This window comes from Bacillus cereus group sp. BfR-BA-01380 (genome assembly GCF_022663535.1).
Taxonomy (GTDB): Bacteria; Bacillota; Bacilli; order Bacillales; family Bacillaceae_G; genus Bacillus_A; species Bacillus_A cereus_BB.
The window spans coordinates 1-19872 of the sequence record NZ_JAKUFS010000041.1; the positions used below are offsets into that span (position 1 = coordinate 1).

Here is a 19872-nt window from a genome sequence, read left to right on the forward strand (position 1 = left end):
AGATGATAGTAACTGCATTTCTTTTTCTGTAAAAATCTTTTTGCTCATTCGTTCTCCGTCTCCATGTTGTATTCTCAAGTTTTGTATTTCTTAATTATACAAAAATGTACCATACAGAGAGAGACTTTTTTTAGTGTCTACTCTATAGGGTACATTTTACTTCTATGCATGGCCAGATGCTCTTGCCCATCTAAAAAAGGGGTTTTTATGTAGGTTTTTCAATTAAAATAATCAATGGGGAGAACCCCATTGATTAAAGTTTTACTTCGAAATAAATTCTTGTGTCCAGTAGTTTCCGCTTTCTACGTAACCAACACCGATATGTGTGTATCCACTATTTAAAATATTTGCACGGTGACCTGCACTATTCATCCAAGCTTGTACAACTTCTTCAGGAGTACGTTGTCCTTGTGCAATATTTTCACCAGCAGATTTATATGAAATGCCAAACTGTTTCATCATATCAAACGGAGAACCGTATGTTGGGCTAGTGTGATCGAAATAATGATTCTTTTGCATATCTTCAGATTTAATACGTGCTACTTTGCTTAACTCAGCGTCTACTTTTAATGCTGGTAAACCTTGTTTTGTACGTTCAGCATTCGTTAAATCAACAACTTTTTGTTCAAATGCGCTTAATGAACCTTTTGACTCTTCAGCAGGCTTATCGGCTGGCTTAGTAGTTTGGTTATTATCAGCCGGTTTATCAGCCGGTTTATTAGCTGGTTTATCAGCTGGCTTAGTTGCTTGATTGTTGTCAGCTGGTTTATTAGCAGGCTTATCAGCTGGCTTAGTTGCTTGGTTGTTATCAACAGGCTTATCAGCTGGCTTAGTTACTTGGTTGTTGTCAGCTGGTTTCTCTTCTGGCTTAGCTGCCTGGTTGTTATCAGCTGGTGTTTCTTCTGGTTTCGTTGTTTCATTGTTGTTAACTGGATTTGCAACTACAATATTTCCCCAAGGAGTTGTAATTGTTGTGTAAGTTGGTTGTCCAGAATTTACACAGTTACCTGGTTGGAAAGCACCTACATTCCATTTTGTATATGAATTTAAAAGAGATGTTAAGAAAGATTGAAAGTCTTGTTGATTCATATATTGCATAAATAACGGAGAATGCGAAATATTTTGAACTTTCATTGTTGATGGTTGCATTGTTTCTGCTTTCGCACCATTTGTTCCTAGTCCAAATGTAAGAGCAGTTGCTGCTGCTACGGATAGTAAAACACGTTTTTTCATTGTTAAATTGTCCCCCTGCTTATGTATAAAGTTTATGAAACTGTTATTACATAGAATTTATTTTTGTCGGCCTGTCTGACTGACAAAATCATCGTAGCACAGATTTTAATGAAAAAAAGTTGGAAAAAAATTCATAGGTTACAAGATTTCCTTTTTTATCCTAGATTTTAGAGGAAGAACAAATGCCGCAATACTAGATGATATAAGGAATAGACAGTATTTTTTTCTGAGGAGAAACAAAAGAAAAATTGGATATAATTCCCGGTGAAGAGGAAGAGAAAAGGGATAACATCAGCATTTATAGGGGATTAATGAGGAATATTATGGATTGTTTTTTACATAATTGTAATCTTTTTGTCGTTCTTTTTTATTATACAGTAACATATTTTTAATGTTGTAGACCATAAAAAAGACGGGCGTACCTTTAATAGAGAAAGGTACGCCCGTTTTTCATAGTAAGAGGAATTTCATTAAGGCAAGGAATTCTTCTTTTTTGTTGTGCCGTTTCATGTAATACATGTATAATTTGCCCCTGTAAAATAACTTCACGTTCAATACAAAGTTTCATATACAGAAATCCCATACTTTTAACATCTACTATATAAATACATTTTGAATTTTCAACATAGAAGTTATTGTTATGCTAAGCAAAACATGACCTCCTCTTACTTTCTATTTTTGTTTTAATCTATGCACGTGGCAGAAAAAGGCCCTGACCGCTACTATGCATAGCCAGATGCTCTCGCCTCCCCTAAAAAAAGGGTTTTTTATTTCCGTTTTTCAAGTTACATTTATATATAAATGTAACTTGACTTTCCAACATACAAGTCGCCGCCATGCTGAACAAAAAATAACCTGCTACTTTTTTCTCTCTTTGTTTGAACTTCGCACGTGGCAGAAAAAGGCCCTGATCGCTTCTACGCATGGCCAGACGCTCTCGCCCATCTAAAAAGAAAAGGGGTTTATGTCAGGTTTTTAATTTGGATTTATATATTATATAGTAATAAAAAAGATTTCACACTTTCCTCACAATTATTTGCTATTTTACAAGTATAACGAAACTGTCCATAATGGAGGTAATCTTTTGAAAAAGTGGCTTATTTCACTTTGTATTATATTATTACTTACAGGGTGCAAGGGAGGAGTATATCAATCTATTGATCCGAAAAAACCTCTTCTTATAACGACAAATATAAAAGAAGGAAGTATTAGTTTTATTGATACTGATACGAAAAAAACAATTACAACGTGGCACTTAAATGAAACTATTACGGGAACAACGTTGTTACCAGACAGGAATCGCTTACTTGTGTATGGGAAACAGCTTGAGTATATATATGTATATTCTTTGAAAGATGGAAAGCAGATTGAAAAATGGAATACAGGAAAAGGGATAGCAAATATCTTATTATCTGAAAATGGAAAAGAACTGTTCGTTGCGGATCAAAATCAGCAAAAAATTCGTGTGTTTACAACCAAGGGAAAAGAAACAGAGAGCATTTCGGTTGGAAAGGGTCCGCTGACGATGGTGCAACATCATGACATGTTGTATGTTCTCAATTTTTATGATACGAAATTGTCTAGTATTGATGTGAAACAAAAGAAGGTTGTAACCTCTTTTATGATTCCACCAGCTTCAACAGGTGCCTTTCTTAGCGGAGATGGAAAGAACATATTTATTGGCGGGCATGGTGATGGTAAACAAGTAAATGAAAAAGTACTCGTGTATTCTGTACAAGATGGACAAATGCTTCAATCGTTACATGCACCATTTATGCCGGTCAGTCTGTCTACAGATCAACAATTTATTTATGTACTTAGTCACGGATCTAACACGCTGAGAAAATTTGATGGAAAAACGTATAAAGAAGTAGGTTCTCTTGAAGTAGGATCGAATCCATTTGCGTTTTGGCAAATTGGTAGTGAAGGATATGTTGCGAGCTATGATAGCGATGAAGTGTATGTTTTAGATTTAAATGAAATGAAAGTAAAACAGACGATTTCAGTTGGTAAAGGGCCATTTCAATTTACACAAAGAGTAGGGGAGAAGAAATGAGTAAGTATAAAGTATTACTTGTTGATGATGAAAGTGATATGAGGCAACTTGTCGGTATGTATTTGGACAACTTTGGTTATGAGTGGAAAGAAGCTGAAAACGGAAAACAGGCGCTGCACATGCTTGAAATGGAAAGCTTTGATTTTGTTATTTTGGATATCATGATGCCAGAAATGGATGGGATTGCGGTTTGTAAAGAAATTCGAAAAACATCCGATATTCCGATTATCTTTTTGACAGCAAAAGGAGAGGAATGGAATCGCGTAAATGGATTGCGTACAGGGGCAGATGATTATATTGTTAAACCATTTAGTCCAGGAGAATTGATTGCACGTATGGAAGCAGTATTAAGGAGATATACGAAATATGAAGAACAAGAGGAAATAGAATTTGGACCAGTTGTTATTAATGAGAAAAGTCGTCGTGTTGAAATAGATGGGGAAGGTATTTCATTAACTGTGAAGGAATTTGATTTACTTTATTTTCTTTGTCAACATAACGGTCAAGTATTTAGCCGGGAGCAGTTGCTTGAAAAAGTTTGGGGATATGATTACGCCGGCAGCACTCGAACAGTTGATACGCATGTGAAAACAATGCGCTTAAAGTTTGGAGAACATGGGAATTGTATTCAAACTGTTTGGGGCGTAGGCTATAAATTTGAGGTGTAAGATGTTTACGATGGTACAAAAATTATGGCTTACAGTTGCGTGCGCAGTTTGTATAACAGTTTCATTTTTATATTTTGTTTCATTATATTCGTATGAAAAATTATATGTCCAAAATATTGAAGAGACATTAAAAACAGAGGGAAATCGTCTTGTTGCGCAATATAGAGCAGATGAACCTATAGATGTATTTGAGGAAAGGGTAAAATCATTCGATAAAATTGCTAGTGCCGATGTATTGTTTGTGAATAATCCACGCGATTTAAGTGCGTGTCTTCCATTTGATGTTCATTATAATTCAATTATTAGTGAGGATGACCGGCAAGCATTGTTAGAAGGAAAGACGATTACAAAAATGGGATATGAAGAACATTTTCAGCGTAACATCATGGGGATTGTTATGCCTGTACTAGACAATAAAAAATTGGTCGGTATTGTATATTCTTATATTCCTTTAAAGAGCATTAAAGATTTAATTTATGAAATGGGACTCATTTTAGCTCCTCTTGCTCTTGTAATGATTGTGTTAACTGTATGGATTGGAAGAAAGATTATTATTGCAATTACAAAGCCACTTTCACAAATGGAGCGCGTTGCGAATCATATGGCCAAAGGAGATTTTTCACAACGAATTACAATTTCATCAGAAGATGAAATTGGTCGGCTTGGTAAAGCATTTAATAAGATGGCAAGTGCACTTGAAGAAGAGGATGTGCAGCGAAAAGAATTTTTAGCAAATGTGTCACATGAACTGCGAACCCCTCTTAGTTATATTAAAGGATATAGCGAAGCAATTATTGACGGTGTAGCAAAAGGCGAGCAACAGTTAAAATTTACCGGGCTTGTTCATAAAGAAGCAGGTCGCATGCAACGTCTTGTTCATGATTTATTAGATTTAGCGCAGCTTGAAGGAGAACGTTTTCCTCTTAAGAAGCAGCCTATTGTATTTGCACAGTTAATTGAAGATGTAGTAGAGACATACGAATTACAAGTGACAGAAAAACAAATTAAACTGCATACAATTCTTGATCCAGATGTAATTGTCAATATTGATGAAGATAGAATGCAACAAGTGCTTCATAACATAATAGATAATGCGATTCGTTACACAGGTGAGGATGGTGCTATATATGTCCAATTGGAGCAGCAAGCAGGGCAATGTAAATTACAAATTAAAGATACCGGGATTGGTATTGGCGCCGAACATCTCGAAAAGTTAGGAGAACGCTTTTACCGAGTGGATAAAGCGAGAAGCCGTCATAATGGTGGAACGGGACTAGGGCTTGCGATTGTAAGACAAATTGTGCACATTCACGATGGAACGTGGCAAATTGAAAGTGAAGAAGGAAAAGGAACGACAATTTTGATTCATTTACCAGTTATCTCTTCATGATGAAAAGATAGGGATTTTCCTTTCTACAAGTATCGGGATAAAAATTTGTCTATTTTATGAACAAAATGTTTGTACTTCTGCCCGTTTAGTTCTAAAATAGATATGGATGCTATTTTCTGTATAAAGTGAAACGTGCAGTAGTTATCTCTTTTCACTTCTCAGAATCTTGAGGTGAGAGTTTTATTACCCGTTAGCGCGGGATAAATTGTTGTCATTGTTGTTTGGATGATACTGGGGTGATACAACTGGAATACAAATCTATTAAGCCAAAAAAAATTTACGAAGAAGTATCGGAAGCCATTTTAGCAATGATTAAAAATGGTACATTAAAGCCTGGTGACAAACTTCTTCCTGTTCATCAATTGGCAGGGCAGTTTCAAGTTGGCAGATCTGCTGTGCGCGAAGCGTTAAGCGCATTGCGAGCAATGGGCTTAATTGAGATGAAACAAGGTGAAGGTACGTATGTGAAGAACTTTAATGCCTCTTCTTTAACATCGTCATTAAATACAACTTTGCTAATGAAACAAGAAGATATTGTGAATTTATTTGAAGTACGAAAGGTGCTTGAAGTAGGAGCAGTTGGTGCAGCAGCATTAAAACGTACAGAAGAAAACTTACACAATATGCGGCATTGGTTAAATGAGATGAAAAAGGGGATGGGAGATGAACAAGCTGGTGAAAAAGCAGATTTTCATTTCCATATGGCAATTGCAGAAGCTTCACATAACAATATTTTGTTAGAATTAATGAACCATGTCTCTGAAATGATTGCTGAAGCAATCGGTGAAACAAGACGAATTATTTTATATGGTGAACAAACAACAGCAGAACGACTTCTAGAAGAGCATCGGAAAGTGTATGAAGCAGTGTTAGAAAATGATGTTGCAGCAGCGCAGCAAGCGATGCAAAATCACCTAACGAATGTAGAGCGTATGGTCGCAGGTATTGAAGAAACAAATTCGTAAGTTTATGCTTTTGAAATTTTATTTTTTGATAAAGTAGAGAAAGTATAAGTAAGCGTTTTCTAAAGAAAGAATGAATATGAGCAGTTGATGTCTCGTTTCTTTCTTTTTCAGCAAGTCATCTGATGACCATATGAATATTGGCTGAGTTGAAATGAGGGGGAGCTATAATATGAAAGTTACATTATTTGTTACATGCTTAGTCGATATGTTTGAAACAAATGTCGGCAAAGCGACGGTTGAAATTTTAGAGCGATTAGGTTGTGAAATTGAATTTCCGGAAGCACAAGTTTGTTGTGGGCAGCCTGCTTACAATAGCGGCCATGTAGAAGCGGCAAAAGAAGCAATGAAGCATATGATTAGCACATTTGAAAATGCTGAGTATATCGTTACACCTTCCGGTTCTTGTGCGACAATGTTTCACGAGTATCCACATGTATTTAAAGATGATCCAGAATGGGGACCACGTGCGCAAAAAGTGGCTGGAAAAACATATGAATTGACACAATTTATTGTTGATGTGTTAAAAGTTACTGACGTTGGAGCTCGTTTGGATGGCGTAGCAACGGTACATAAATCTTGTCACATGACACGTTTACTAGGAGTAAAAGAAGCTCCAGGTATTTTATTATCAAATGTGAAGGGCTTAGAAGTGAGAGAGCTGCCAAATGTACAAAATTGTTGTGGTTTTGGAGGAACATTCTCGGTGAAAATGACACCAATTTCTGAACAGATGGTAGATGAAAAAGTTGATAGTGTCATAGAAACAGGTGCTGATTATTTAATTGGTGCAGATTGTGGGTGTTTGTTAAACATTGGCGGACGTATCGAGCGTTTAGGAAAAAATGTGAAAGTAATGCATATTGCTGAAGTATTGAATAGCCGCTGATGAAGGGGGAAGTAAGCTATGTCTATGAAAACAAGTGATAAAAAATTTAATGATCGTGTTGGTGAAAATCTTCAAGATTCGTTTATGCGCGGGGCAGTATCATCTGCACAGACGCGTTTATACACAAAACGTTTAGAAGCAGCTGAAGAGCTAGGTAACTGGGAAGAGTGGCGTGATCTTGGTGAACAAATTCGTCAGCATACGCTAGAAAATTTAGATTATTATTTAATGCAATTGAGCGAAAATGTATCAAAACGAGGCGGTCATGTTTTCTTTGCGAAAACGAAGGAAGAGGCAGCTGAGTATATTAAACAAGTAGCTGAAAAGAAACAAGCGAAAAAAGTTGTCAAATCAAAATCGATGGTAACAGAAGAGATTGGTATGAACCATGTACTTCAAGAAATCGGTTGTGAAGTCGTTGAGAGTGACTTAGGGGAGTATATTTTGCAAGTGGACAATGATCCGCCATCTCATATTGTTGCACCAGCACTTCATAAAAATAGAACGCAAATTCGTGATGTATTTAAAGAAAAATTAGGATATGAAAAATCGGATGATCCATATGAGATGACGAAATTTGTTCGAAAAATTCTTCGTGAAAAATTTATGGATGCAGAAATCGGAGTAACAGGATGTAATTTTGCAGTTGCTAACACAGGTTCTCTTTGTTTAGTAACAAATGAAGGGAACGCAGACCTTGTTATGTCTATTCCGAAAACACAAATTGCAGTAATGGGTATGGAACGTATGGTTCCGACGATGGAAGAGCTTGATGTTCTTGTCGGGTTACTTTGTCGTAGTGCTGTTGGTCAAAAACTAACAAGTTATGTAACAGTAGCAGGACCAATTCAAGAAGACGAAGTAGATGGGCCAGAAGAGTTCCATTTAGTTGTTGTAGATAATGGTCGTTCTGAAATTTTAGGTTCTGAGTTCCGTCAAGTATTGCAATGTATTCGCTGTGCGGCATGTATCAATGTATGTCCTGTGTATCGTCATGTTGGCGGTCACTCTTACGGATCTATTTATCCTGGACCAATTGGTGCGGTATTAACACCGCTTTTAGGTGGATATGATGATTATAAAGAACTTCCATATGCATCTAGTTTATGCGGAGCATGTACAGAAGCTTGTCCAGTCAAAATTCCATTACATGACTTGTTATTAAAACACCGCCAAGTAATCGTGGAAAAAGAAGGACGTGCACCGCTTGCAGAAAAGCTTGCAATGAAAATGTTTAGTATGGGTGCTTCGTCAGCTGCTTTATACAAAATGGGATCGAAAATGGCGCCAGCTGCAATGAGCCCATTCACATCTGGTAATCGTGTTTCTAAAGGTGTGGGACCGCTGAAAAATTGGACGGAAATTCGCGAATTCCCAGCGCCAAGCAAAGAAAGATTCCGCGATTGGTATAAAGAGCATAAGAAAGGCGGGAATAACTAATGACAGGAACGATTCAAAACCGTGATTCATTTTTAGAAAATGTCGCAAAACAGCTTGGGCGTGAACGTAAAACTGAAGGGGTACAGCGTCCGGTATGGAAAAACAATATAAATTTAGAAACGTTACATGATTACTCACAAGAAGAATTATTAGAAGTATTTAAGAAACAATGTAACAACATTCATACGACTGTTATTGATACAAATAGAAATGAACTAAGTGCTGCAATTAAGAAAGTTGTCACTGAAAACGGCGGCGGACCAATTATGTTATCTCAAGATGGTCGTTTTGAAGAGTATGGACTAGGGCAATTGTTTGAAGCGGAACTTCCAGGTGAAAACGTAGAAGTGCATGTTTGGGATCCAGAGAAGAAAGAAGAAAACATGAAACTAGCGGAAAAAGCAAATATCGGAATTTCGTTTAGTGATTATACATTAGCAGAATCAGGTACAATTGTCGTGCAAAGTCATAAAGGAAGAGGTCGCTCCTTACACTTTTTACCAACTATTTATGTAGCCATTATTCCACGTGAAACAATCGTGCCGCGTATTACACAAGCGGTACGTGATTTGAATACACGTGTAGAAAATGGAGAAGCCGTGGCTTCTTGTATTAATTTTATTACAGGGCCAAGTAACTCTGCTGACATTGAAATGAACCTTGTCGTTGGTGTACATGGACCATTAAAAGCATTTTATTTTGTTGTATAAATGGAAAAACGGGCCTAATAAGGGCCTGTTTTTTTATGGAGAAAGATACATTTTTGAAAATACAACATGCTACCTTTTCTTGTTATACTAGGCGCGAAAGGAGAGGATGAAATGCTATTTTATGTATATGCGTTTTTCACTGGTTTGATATTAGGCTCTTTCTATCACGTTGTTGCTTATCGTATCCCGCTCGGTTATTCCATTATAAAACCGCGCTCATATTGTTCTCATTGTTCTCATGTATTACAACTAAAAGAGTTGATCCCCATCTTATCATTTTGTATCCAAAAAGGACGGTGCACCCACTGTAATATAAAAATCTCATATTTTCATCCTTTATTTGAAGGTATGGCAGGGTTATTGTTTCTTCTTGCAGCAGTTTTTGTTGGTCTTAGTGAGGAGCTTATTATCGCGTGGACGCTGTTATCACTACTTTTCATTGTTTCCATTACAGATCTTCTTTATATGATAATTCCAAATCAAATTTTATTCTTTTTTGCAGGACTATTTCTAATAGAACGTTTTTTTATACAGCCATCGCTATGGTGGGATGGACTGGTAGGAGCAATGGTTATGTTTATGCTTTTATATATCATTCAAGCTATTTATCCAAAAGGAATCGGAGGAGGGGATGTAAAATTATTAACTTTACTTGGTTTTGTAGTTGGAACAAAAGCGATACTGTTGTCACTTTGTTTCTCATCATTATTTGGTCTTTGTTTTCTTATCATTTTTATTGTTCTTAGACGTATGACATATAAAGAACCACTTCCCTTTGCGCCTTTTATTGCACTTGGTACAATATGTACATATAGTATGTAGAGGTGGGATAGGATGAATGTATATATGGATGATCAAAGACCGTGCCCAGCTGGCTTTACACTAGCGACGACAGTCGAACAAGCGCTGGAGCTCATTCGAAATCATAAGGTACATACGTTATCACTCGATTATAATATGGGATTTCGTCAGAGAAATGGGCTGTATTTCGTAGATGTATTTTGTAAGGAACGATTATATGTGGAGGAAATTCATTTTCATACGAATGATACGATCGGACAACGTTATATGTTAGATCGGATACAAAAAGGAAAAGAGTCTGGAGAAATTTCTTCATCTATTATTATTAAATGTGTGGGAAGTTACTAAAAAAGCAGGTATTCCAATAAAGTTGGAATGCCTGCTTTCAACGTGTAGGGGATGATAAAGTTTCACTCTATCCCGTTAAAGCCAGATTGGTTCAACTAACCTTTTGTTCAGATTCGATTTTTGATTTTGTTTCACCTTTTGTTTTAGTCAAATAATGATAAACCATACCAACAAATACAGATCCGCCAACTATGTTACCGATTGTAGCTGGAATTAAGTTATGAATTGCACCTGCAAAAGAAACTGTATCAGGATGTGGAACAAGTAAAGCAATTGAAAATATGGATAGATTTGCGATGCTATGTTCATATCCTGACATGAAGAAAGTAAATACAGTTAAAAATATCATAAGGAGTTTAGCTGTATCTCCTTTTACTTGAGATGGAAGGAAACATGCAAGACAAACAAGCCAGTTACATAAAATAGCTTTGAAAAATATGTGCATTGTTGAAGCGCCCATCTTTGCTGTAGCAACTTCATTTAATAAGTGATTGTGACTGATTGTTTCATAAATACCAGTTGCATAAAATAGGAATGCGAAAAATACTGCTCCTACTAAGTTTCCTGCATAACAAGCACCCCAGTTGCGAAGTGTATCGATAACAGTTGTTTCTTTACGTAAAGTTGCAACTGTGAAATACATTGTATTTCCTGTAAATAATTCAGCTCCGCCAAATATAATTAAAATAAGTGCAATTCCAAAAAAGAAAGAGAATGCAAAATATGTTGCCGGTGAATGTGCATCATGAAAGAAATTTCCTAATTTAGAACATAGTACAATAACAAAACCCATATAGACACCAGCTAGCGCTGCCCGAAGGAAATATTGCATTGGATTGTTATCTAACATTTTTTTCTTTTTCTTTGCGAGCTGTACTAGGTAATCTACTCCTTGTTCTAGCATAAAACATTACGCTCCTTCAATAAATCGTTTATAAATATTCTTTATATGAATAAAGTAACACGTATTTGTTCTTACTTTCAATAAGTTTGCTCATTTTTTCACAAAAAGGACATCATTTTTAATGAAAGCGTTAACAAAATGTTGTATAATGTAATACATTTTCAATAATTGAGAAACCTCACCTATTTTTGAAGAAAAAAGAAAAAGCGCTGAAATTACAGCGCTTTTTCGTTATATTGATTCGAATCTTGTTGTACATTTAGCTTTGTTTCTTTTGATAAGAACCAACCACCTGCACCAATTGCGATTAATACAATCCAAAATATAATTTTCCAAGTAGCTGATTCTGGGAATCCGTGTGGAATTACGCCTAATGCAGGATGAGCTAACGTATAAACTGCTAATTTCACACCAACCCAACCAACAATCATGAATGCAGCAGTTTCCAATCCAGGTTTACGTTGCAGTAAGTTTACGAAAGCGGATGCGGCAAAGCGCATAATAATTAATCCAATCATACCGCCTGCAAAAATAACAGCAAACTGTCCTATATCAAGTTCGCCAATTGTACCAAGGTTTGTCTTCGGTAATGTCATTGCTAATGCAACAGCTGCTAAAATAGAGTCAACAGCAAATGCGATATCAGCAACTTCTACTTTCAAAACAGTCCACCAAAAGTTTTCTTGTTTTTTCTCAGTTTCTTTTTTCTCAGTTTCTTGATGAGTTGCATTCTTTTTTACAAGGTGGTTACCGGCGATAAAGAGTAAATAGACGGCACCAATTGCTTGTACTTGCCATACGTCGACAAGAAATGAAATCATAAACAATGATCCAAAGCGGAATACAAATGCTCCTGCAAGTCCGTAAAATAAAGCTTTTTTACGTTTTTCCTCGGGTAAATGTTTTACCATAATCGCAAGAACAAGGGCGTTATCCGCTGCTAAAATTCCTTCCAAAGCCACTAGAATCAGTAATACCCAACCATACTCCAATAATAAAGATAAATCCATTTCCATTCTCCTCTCGTTTGTATAAGCGCTAAACAAAAGAAGAAAATTCCCCATTGTTTAGCTTTCCTCAAATAAGCTCTATCAACGACTGAGAAATTTAGAAAAGAATGCAAAAAAGACCTCTGCCGTTGATAGGCAAAGGTCTTGCTAGACATATGTAATAAACTATGCCAACAAAGCCGGAGGAACACAGTTCCACGTAATGACGACTTTGTTTCAGAGAATATTTTCTCTGACGCTACTCCCCTTTGGAAATATGCTATTACGTATAAGTGTATAAGTAATGCTAAAGTTTGTCAACCTGTTAAAAGATTTTTGTGTGAATATTTCTTTTTTTTACACTTTCTACGAGCGAAGGGAAACGCTCATAGAAAGTGTGCTTATTCTGTTATGTAGCAAAGAGGCAGAGAATATCTGCCTCAAATCCATTGTTTATTATCCACGTAATTGTTGCTGTGCAAGGGAAACGAGACGTTTTGTTACTTCACCGCCGACAGATCCGTTTGAACGAGCAGCTGTGTTAGAGCCTAGATTCACGCCAAATTCTTGTGCAATTTCATACTTAAATTGTTCTAGCGCTTGTTCAGCACCAGGAACAAGTAGTTTATTTGTTTTTGCCATAGTATAATACCCCTTTTTTTCATTTTCAGCTTATAACGCTGATGATGTTATTGTATGTGTTTCATTTTTACTCATACGCGGAAGTAATCGGGGAGACTAACAGTTCTTGGATGAAATGAAAAAGAGTAGCAGCGCTACTCTTTTTTCATAATGGTTGCTGTACCTTCAACAACAACTTTATTGTATTGATTATATATGTTTGTTTGTAATGTAATAATTCTTTTATCATCGCGTTTTTCAATGACTTCAGCGACAACACGGAGTGTGTCTCCAATCTTTACGGGGGCACGGAATGCCGTATTTTGTGATAAATAAATGGTGTTTTTTCCAGGAAGCTTTGTTCCAAGTATTGTTGAAATAAAGCTAGAGACGAGCATTCCATGAGCAATGCGTTCTTTAAACATTGTTGTTTTGGCAAAAGAATCAAGGAGATGAATTGGATTTACATCACCCGTAAGTTTTGCAAACGTAATAATATCTTCGTTTGTAATCGTTTTTGTTAAAGAAGCTTGATCACCTATGTGAATGTCATCATAATAAAGCTCTTGAACAGATTCTGCTTCTCGAAAAGGATTCATTTCTTCCTCCTTCTTTTCCATGTTGAAAAATGTGAGCGGTCCAGATGCAAAGGGAGAAAGAAGGGAAAGCGTATTTTTTGCAGTCAGTTGCCACATCTTTCTTATTTCATGGAAGTAAATAGATTTTTTGAGTTTTCCTCGAACTTTTTTACGAGGTCTAGTTGCATGGATTTGAATTCTTCTAAAAAACTTTCCATTTGTTTTTGAACCTCTTCACGTTGTTGTTGTTGTTGGCTAATTAGTTGTTTCACTGCTTCTTCGAATTGTTCGCTTGTTTGTGAAAGTAAAGATAGAGATGTTTTTGTTGGAGACACAGTTAGCTGCTGCATATGATTGGAAAGTTCATTCCATTTTTCTTGCCATCCATCCATTTGTTCATTGAAGGAATTTCCGGAAAATTGTTTTACATATTCAGTATATTGTGCGTTCGCTTGTGCTGAAAATTGCTGGATTTCTTTTTCGATTTCTTGCGTACTTTCTGTTAATTTATGCAAAGCTTCCTGCTGATGTTTCAACGTTTCTAATGTAAGTTGTTCCATTTGTTTTCCCGCTGAAGAGAAAAGGGAAAGAGAGTGTGACCAATTTTTCCAAAATGCATCAACAAGTTCGTGTGGTTTCGTTTCCATGACTTAACCTCCAAATAAAATTTTTACATATTGTGAACGCAGGTTAATCTGCTGTATCACCAGAAGATGATGAAGATTTCTCATCCTTTACGGAAACCGTGGAAAATGGGAAGAATGCATTTGTGTACAGGTTAAAAAATGTACGAAGCATCTTTTGATATTGTTCAAATGACGTAGCGCAAGAAGTTAAATATTCCTCTCCATATTCCGTTAAAGAATAAATTCGTTTTGCTGGACCTCCTTCACTGGTATCCCAAGTGGAAGATATGAGGTTTTCTTTTTCTAACTTTCGCAAAGTCCTATATACATTACCTTGATCAATAGAAGAAAAGCCAATATCCATTAGCATTTGAATGAGTTTGTAACCGTGAAGACTCCAGTCTTTCAGACAGAGAAGTAGGAATGGAACTAAGAAGTTTTTTGGCATGGAGTTTGGTTGTTTCGTTTGGGTCGTTTCCAAACTTTCTTTTTTTTCTGGTTCATTTTGTAGCATGATTGTGCATCACCTCATGAATCAGTTAATTGGGATTTTTTTCTTATATGTGCAATTTACACCTATCTGTATTTTTTGTCAATGTATTTTTTGAAAATAGAAAAAATAAATACACTCTTGAACTTTCTGTCGGAATATTGGAAAATAATGAATAGATTGAATTATTTCAATTGTTTTGTTGGTTGTGATAACTAAATAAAGGGGTGTAGGAGAAGTGATTGAACAAAAACTCGATCCACTACAAGCTTGGAAGGAAGTTTACGAACAGACAGAAAAGTTTTGGGGAAAAACGCTTAATGAAACAGTCAAGACAGAAGAGTATTCTGCATGGATGGGAAGCGTTTTAGATTTGAACTTGTTTTATCAAAAGATGATGAACGATGCAACAAAGGGGTATTTAGAGAAAGTGAATATTCCAACGCAAGAAGATATTGCACGAGTTGCTTCTCTTGTTATTAATTTAGAAAACAAAGTTGACAATATTGAAGAGTTTTTGGAGGAAAATACAGAATCCCTTGGACAATCACCTACAATAAAACGTGATGTAACAAAAGTGAAACAAGATATTCGAACATTAGAAAATAAATTAGATAAAGTTTTAGAGCTATTAGAGGGGCAGAATGCAATATTAGAAAAATTACAAGTGCCAGCTGTACAAGCGAAACCAGATCCTAAAAAATAATTTCGTTAAATATATATTTGTTCAGAAAGCGGAAGGGAGAACCTCTTTCTAGGGCGATATATTATTTATAAATGTATACATGCATTATGCGGTGTACATCTAGGCGAAATCCATCCATCATGTAACCGCAAATTATAACAAAGGGGGAGCAAAAATGGCTCAATTACATGGAAAAGTAGCAATTGTAACGGGTGGAGCAAAAGGGATTGGAAAGGCAATTACAATGGCACTAGCAGCAGAAGGTGCAAAGGTAGTAATTAACTACAATAGCAGTAAAGAAGCTGCTGAGAACCTTGTGAATGAGCTCGCAAAAGAAGGACATGATGTATATGCTTGTCAAGCAGATGTTTCTAAGTTAGAAGATGCAAAGCGTCTTGTTGAAGAAACAGTACAGCACTTTGGGAAAGTAGACATTTTAGTTAATAATGCTGGAATTACAAGAGATCGTACATTTAAAAAGTTAAATCGTGAAGATTGGGAGCGCGTTATTGATGTGAATTTAAGCAGTTTATTTAATACAACAAGTGCTGTACTTCCATACATAACGGAAGCTGAAGAGGGACGAATTATTAGTATCTCTTCTATTATTGGGCAAGCTGGTGGATTTGGACAGACAAATTATTCAGCTGCAAAAGCTGGTATGATTGGATTTACAAAATCTTTAGCATTAGAACTTGCAAGAACAAATGTAACAGTAAATGCGATTTGCCCAGGCTTTATTGATACAGAGATGGTAGCAGAAGTTCCAGAAAACGTTCGTGAACAAATTGTTGCGAAAATTCCAAAGAAACGTTTCGGTCAAGCTGATGAAATTGCAAAAGGTGTTGTATACCTTTGCCGAGATGGTGCGTACATTACAGGTCAGCAATTAAATATTAATGGCGGTTTATATATGTAATCTAACAACAAAGAAGTGCATGTCTATGATGGGTATGCACTTCTTTCTTTCTAAAAAAAATAAAGGAGTTGTGAACATGACAACGTTGAGAGCAGAATGGGAAAAGCAATTAGAGTTGTATCCAGAGGAATATCGAAAAGCATATCGACGTTTTAGACGAGCAAGTGAAGTGTTACTTCGTGAACCAGAGCCGCAAGTAGGCTTAACGCCGAAAGAGGTAATTTGGACAAAAAATAAGACGAAGTTATATCGTTACATTCCGAAGAAAGAAAAGACACATTCTGTTCCTATTTTGTTAATTTATGCTCTTATTAATAAGCCTTATATTATGGATTTAACGCCAGGGAATAGTTTAGTGGAATATTTAGTGGACCGTGGTTTTGATGTGTATATGCTAGACTGGGGGACGTTTGGTTTAGAGGATAGTCATTTGAAATTTGATGATTTTGTTCTCGATTATATTGCAAAAGCTGTCAAAAAAGTATTGCGTACAGCAAAGGCGGAAGAAATATCTTTACTCGGTTATTGCATGGGAGGAACATTAACTTCTATTTACGCTGCACTTCACCCGCACATGCCAATTCGTAATTTAATTTTTATGACGAGCCCATTTGACTTCTCTGATACAGGATTATATGGACCGCTATTAGATGAAAAATATTTTAACTTAGATAAAGCGGTGGAGACATTTGGCAATATACCTCCCGAAATGATTGACTTTGGAAATAAAATGTTAAAGCCGATTTCGAATTTTGTAGGTCCGTATGTAGCGCTTCTTGATCGGTCAGAAAATGAGCAGTTTGTAGAAAGTTGGAGATTAGTTCAAAAATGGGTTGCAGACGGGATTCCGTTTCCAGGAGAAGCATATCGTCAATGGATTCGGGAATTTTATCAAAAAAATAAACTAGTTAAAGGTGAACTTATGATTCGCGGCCAACAGGTGAAGTTGGAAAATATTAAGGCAAATGTATTAAATATTTCTGCGAAACGTGATCATATTGCCCTTCCATGTCAAGTGGAAGCTTTGTTAGATCATATTTCTAGTGTTGATAAGCAGTATGTGTGTATTCCAACGGGTCATATGTCAATTGTATACGGCGGAACAGCAGTAAAACAAACATATCCGACAGTTGGGAATTGGCTTGAGGAACGTTCAAAATAAGCTCATACGGACGGATTGATATCGTCTGTGAAAGTGTAATCCAGTTAGTGAAAACTAGCTGGATTTTTTTTGTGGAAAAGAGGGATAGTGGGAGCTTGCAATTTTACATTAGGACGGTGTTACATCCACTTATCTGAGTATGTTGGTCATGTCTGTGTAGTCACCGCTTAATGTACAAACAGTAAAGATTTTACGATTTCAACGAGCGGAAAGGAGTGCCTATACCTTGTTATGAAATATTGGAAAATGATATGATTGTGATGTGCTCATGATTGGTAGTAGTTCGGATTTTAAAGTATTTCGCCGCAAAAAAAGTTAAAGAAGTGATGGAGTGAAAGCTATTAGAAAGTGGTTACAACGTTTAAGGCCTGTACAGCTTATCGCTGTATTTTATGGCATTGCTGTGATTGTGTCTGTTATATTATTAAGCATGCCATTTGTTATAAAACCAGGAGTGAAGTGGACATTTATTGATGCTTTATTTATATCTGTTAGTGCAGTAAGTGTAACAGGTTTATCTACTGTGTCGATTCCGAATACATTTAATACAGCAGGTATTGTGATATTAGCACTTGTTTTACAATTAGGTGGACTTGGCATTATGGCGCTTGGGACGTTTGTTTGGATGATTACAGGGAAGAAAATAGGTTTGCAGCAGCGGCGCTTAATTATGGCAGATCAAAATCAAGGGAATTTAGCAGGACTTGTTCATTTAATGCGCTCTATTTTAATATTAATCGTTTCGATTGAAGTGCTTGGTGCGCTTTTATTGGGAACGAGATTTTTACATTACTTTCCTAGTTGGAAGGAAGCGTATTTTCATGGTTTTTTTGCATCTATTAGTGCCACAACGAATGGTGGATTTGATTTGACGGGACAATCGCTTATACCGTATCAAGAAGACTATATCGTACAAATTATTCATATGTTTCTTATTATTTTAGGCGCAATTGGTTTTCCTGTGTTAATGGAGATAAAGCAATATATTGGCAAAAAGAAATATGAATTATTTCGATTCTCGTTATTTACAAAACTTACAACGACAACGTTCTTTTCTCTAGTCATTGTTGGAACGATCGTTATTTTTTTGTTAGAATGGAAGAATTTTTTGCACGGGAAATCATGGGATGAAATGCTGTTTTATACATTGTTTCAATCTGTTACAACAAGAAGTGGCGGCCTAGCAACGATGGATATTCAAGAATTTTCACCGCCGACACTTTTCTTTATGAGTATATTAATGTTTATTGGCGCTTCTCCAAGTTCTGTTGGCGGCGGTATTCGTACAACAACATTTGCCGTTAGTATCCTCGTATTGTATACCTTTGCAAAAGGTGGTAGAAGTGTACGTGTATTTGGGAGACAATTACATGAAGAAGATATTATAAAATCATTTGTTGTTACATTGATGGGTGCTTTGTTATGTGCAGTATCAATATTTATTTTATGTATAACGGAACCATTTCCATTAATGAATCTTGTGGTAGAAGTGTGTTCAGCATTTGGAACGACTGGTTTATCGACGGGAATTACATCAGAACTCACAACAATTGGAAAGTTAGTATTAATTGTGCTTATGTTTATCGGGCGGATTGGTATTTTAACGTTCGTATTGGTAATTGGGGGAAGAGAGAGACCACCTCGATACAAATATCCGAAAGAACGGATTATTATTGGATAAGAAGAGCGATTCTATTTTATAAAATAGAATCGCTTTTTTGTATTAATCATTAATACCAAACTGTGGATGCATAAAAATATCTTCTGCATCATTATTATTTTTGGATAGTAATTCTTGGTTTTCTTCAGCAATCCAACCGATATCATTCGTTGGATGCACCCATTGGTCTCCGGACATAATAGCAGGATCGATATCATCGCTCCATTGATTTAGGGGGCTATTTTCTGAATTATATTGGCTATCGCCAATAATCACGTCATATTCATTGATGAATGGTTGTTGCATTGTGATGCCAGTTCCTTTAAACGAAGGAAAATTCATTTGATGCGGAATCGTTTCATCAAGAATCGGAGAGTCGATAGGTTGCTTTTTCTTCACGTACATCGCTCCTTGTTTTTAAAGTAGAAAGGTGTATAGGCCTTCCTTTTTTATAGCATTTCCTCACATTACATATTCGCAACTTGTTAACAGTTACCATCTATAGAGTGGAGTTTCAATGTCCATATTAGTACTGTAAGCATTGGGTTTATATAAAGGATTGAGGAGTGTTTCGTATGGTAAAACGAAAGGTGAGTCGTAACGCAGCTGCAAAGAACAATCAAACTCCAAAAGAAAGCTTGCCGGATGCGGAATTTGCAGTCGAGTACGAAAATGAAGATATTGCAAAATATGCAAATCGTAATTCGAAAAAAGGCAAGAAAAAATGAGGCGTTTTTACAA

22 protein-coding genes are annotated in these 19872 nt (G+C 36.2%); 14 read left to right on the top strand and 8 right to left on the bottom strand.

From position 1 onward, the window contains the following. Positions 1-261 precede the first annotated feature (261 nt). Entirely contained in the window at positions 262-1233 is a 972-nt protein-coding gene (locus MR076_RS24200) for a CAP domain-containing protein (protein WP_242224951.1), read from the bottom strand. Positions 1234-2317: 1084 nt separating this feature from the next. Here MR076_RS24200 and MR076_RS24205 point away from each other — a divergent pair. From MR076_RS24205 to MR076_RS24245, 9 genes are all read left to right on the top strand, one after another. Continuing rightward, positions 2318-3289, top strand: coding sequence for a YncE family protein (locus MR076_RS24205; protein WP_242224953.1), 972 nt, complete (start codon positions 2318-2320; stop codon positions 3287-3289). Beyond that, positions 3286-3957, top strand: coding sequence for a response regulator transcription factor (locus MR076_RS24210; RefSeq protein WP_242224955.1), 672 nt, complete (start codon positions 3286-3288; stop codon positions 3955-3957). Before MR076_RS24205 ends, MR076_RS24210 begins: the two co-directional genes overlap by 4 nt. A gap of 1 nt (position 3958) precedes the next feature. Further along, positions 3959-5347, top strand: a complete 1389-nt coding sequence (locus tag MR076_RS24215; RefSeq protein ID WP_242224958.1) for a sensor histidine kinase — start codon at positions 3959-3961, stop codon at positions 5345-5347. 275 nt (positions 5348-5622) lie between these two features. Then, positions 5623-6312, top strand: coding sequence for a FadR/GntR family transcriptional regulator (locus MR076_RS24220; protein ID WP_313897365.1), 690 nt, complete (start codon positions 5623-5625; stop codon positions 6310-6312). Between the two features lie 169 nt (positions 6313-6481). After that, positions 6482-7198 carry a (Fe-S)-binding protein gene (locus MR076_RS24225; RefSeq protein ID WP_242224960.1) on the top strand — a complete coding sequence of 239 codons (717 nt, stop codon included), beginning with the start codon at positions 6482-6484 and terminating at the stop codon, positions 7196-7198. A gap of 18 nt (positions 7199-7216) precedes the next feature. Beyond that, on the top strand, positions 7217-8638 hold the full coding sequence (locus tag MR076_RS24230; RefSeq protein ID WP_242224963.1) for a LutB/LldF family L-lactate oxidation iron-sulfur protein: 1422 nt from the start codon (positions 7217-7219) through the stop codon (positions 8636-8638). After that, the gene (locus MR076_RS24235; protein ID WP_242224965.1) at positions 8638-9348 is read left to right on the top strand and encodes a LutC/YkgG family protein; all 711 of its coding nucleotides are present in this window, start codon (positions 8638-8640) and stop codon (positions 9346-9348) included. Before MR076_RS24230 ends, MR076_RS24235 begins: the two co-directional genes overlap by 1 nt. A 111-nt stretch (positions 9349-9459) precedes the next feature. Next, on the top strand, positions 9460-10170 hold the full coding sequence (locus MR076_RS24240) for a prepilin peptidase (protein WP_242224966.1): 711 nt from the start codon (positions 9460-9462) through the stop codon (positions 10168-10170). 12 nt (positions 10171-10182) lie between these two features. Beyond that, entirely contained in the window at positions 10183-10497 is a 315-nt protein-coding gene (locus MR076_RS24245) for a cyclic-phosphate processing receiver domain-containing protein (RefSeq protein ID WP_242224969.1), read from the top strand. A 91-nt stretch (positions 10498-10588) separates the two neighbouring features. Here the strand turns inward: MR076_RS24245 and MR076_RS24250 are convergent, their stop codons facing one another. The 6 genes from MR076_RS24250 to phaQ all read right to left on the bottom strand — a co-directional run bounded on the left by MR076_RS24250 (position 10589) and on the right by phaQ (position 14729). Beyond that, the gene (locus MR076_RS24250; RefSeq protein WP_242224971.1) at positions 10589-11401 is read right to left on the bottom strand and encodes a formate/nitrite transporter family protein; all 813 of its coding nucleotides are present in this window, start codon (positions 11399-11401) and stop codon (positions 10589-10591) included. A gap of 215 nt (positions 11402-11616) precedes the next feature. Beyond that, positions 11617-12411 carry a TerC family protein gene (locus tag MR076_RS24255; RefSeq protein ID WP_242224973.1) on the bottom strand — a complete coding sequence of 265 codons (795 nt, stop codon included), beginning with the start codon at positions 12409-12411 and terminating at the stop codon, positions 11617-11619. 435 nt (positions 12412-12846) lie between these two features. Continuing rightward, complete coding sequence (locus MR076_RS24260; RefSeq protein ID WP_090915256.1) at positions 12847-13032, bottom strand: alpha/beta-type small acid-soluble spore protein; 186 nt, start codon at positions 13030-13032, stop codon at positions 12847-12849. Between the two features lie 134 nt (positions 13033-13166). Then, positions 13167-13610: a MaoC family dehydratase gene (locus MR076_RS24265; protein WP_242224975.1), complete on the bottom strand. Its 444-nt coding sequence runs from the start codon at positions 13608-13610 to the stop codon at positions 13167-13169. A gap of 101 nt (positions 13611-13711) precedes the next feature. Then, positions 13712-14236, bottom strand: a complete 525-nt coding sequence (gene phaP, locus MR076_RS24270; RefSeq protein ID WP_242224976.1) for a polyhydroxyalkanoic acid inclusion protein PhaP — start codon at positions 14234-14236, stop codon at positions 13712-13714. Positions 14237-14279: 43 nt separating this feature from the next. Next, positions 14280-14729, bottom strand: a complete 450-nt coding sequence (gene phaQ / locus MR076_RS24275) for a poly-beta-hydroxybutyrate-responsive repressor (protein WP_242224978.1) — start codon at positions 14727-14729, stop codon at positions 14280-14282. A 214-nt stretch (positions 14730-14943) separates the two neighbouring features. Here phaQ and phaR point away from each other — a divergent pair, with 214 nt between their 5' ends. The 4 genes from phaR (at position 14944) to MR076_RS24295 (ending at position 19152) form a co-directional block, all read left to right on the top strand. Next, positions 14944-15411 (top strand): polyhydroxyalkanoic acid synthase subunit PhaR, encoded by a 468-nt coding sequence (phaR, locus tag MR076_RS24280; protein WP_242224980.1) that lies wholly within the window; start codon positions 14944-14946, stop codon positions 15409-15411. A 154-nt stretch (positions 15412-15565) separates the two neighbouring features. Further along, positions 15566-16309, top strand: coding sequence for an acetoacetyl-CoA reductase (locus tag MR076_RS24285; protein ID WP_242224982.1), 744 nt, complete (start codon positions 15566-15568; stop codon positions 16307-16309). Positions 16310-16385: 76 nt separating this feature from the next. Beyond that, complete coding sequence (phaC, locus tag MR076_RS24290) at positions 16386-17471, top strand: class III poly(R)-hydroxyalkanoic acid synthase subunit PhaC (protein ID WP_242224984.1); 1086 nt, start codon at positions 16386-16388, stop codon at positions 17469-17471. 331 nt (positions 17472-17802) lie between these two features. Continuing rightward, entirely contained in the window at positions 17803-19152 is a 1350-nt protein-coding gene (locus tag MR076_RS24295; protein ID WP_242224986.1) for a TrkH family potassium uptake protein, read from the top strand. A 42-nt stretch (positions 19153-19194) separates the two neighbouring features. On the opposite strand, the gene MR076_RS24300 is transcribed toward MR076_RS24295, so the two are convergent. Further along, entirely contained in the window at positions 19195-19530 is a 336-nt protein-coding gene (locus MR076_RS24300) for a DUF3905 domain-containing protein (protein ID WP_242224987.1), read from the bottom strand. 176 nt (positions 19531-19706) lie between these two features. Here MR076_RS24300 and MR076_RS24305 point away from each other — a divergent pair, with 176 nt between their 5' ends. After that, a complete protein-coding gene (locus MR076_RS24305) occupies positions 19707-19859 on the top strand; it encodes a hypothetical protein (RefSeq protein WP_242224989.1) in 153 nt (50 codons plus the stop codon). Positions 19860-19872 lie beyond the last annotated feature (13 nt).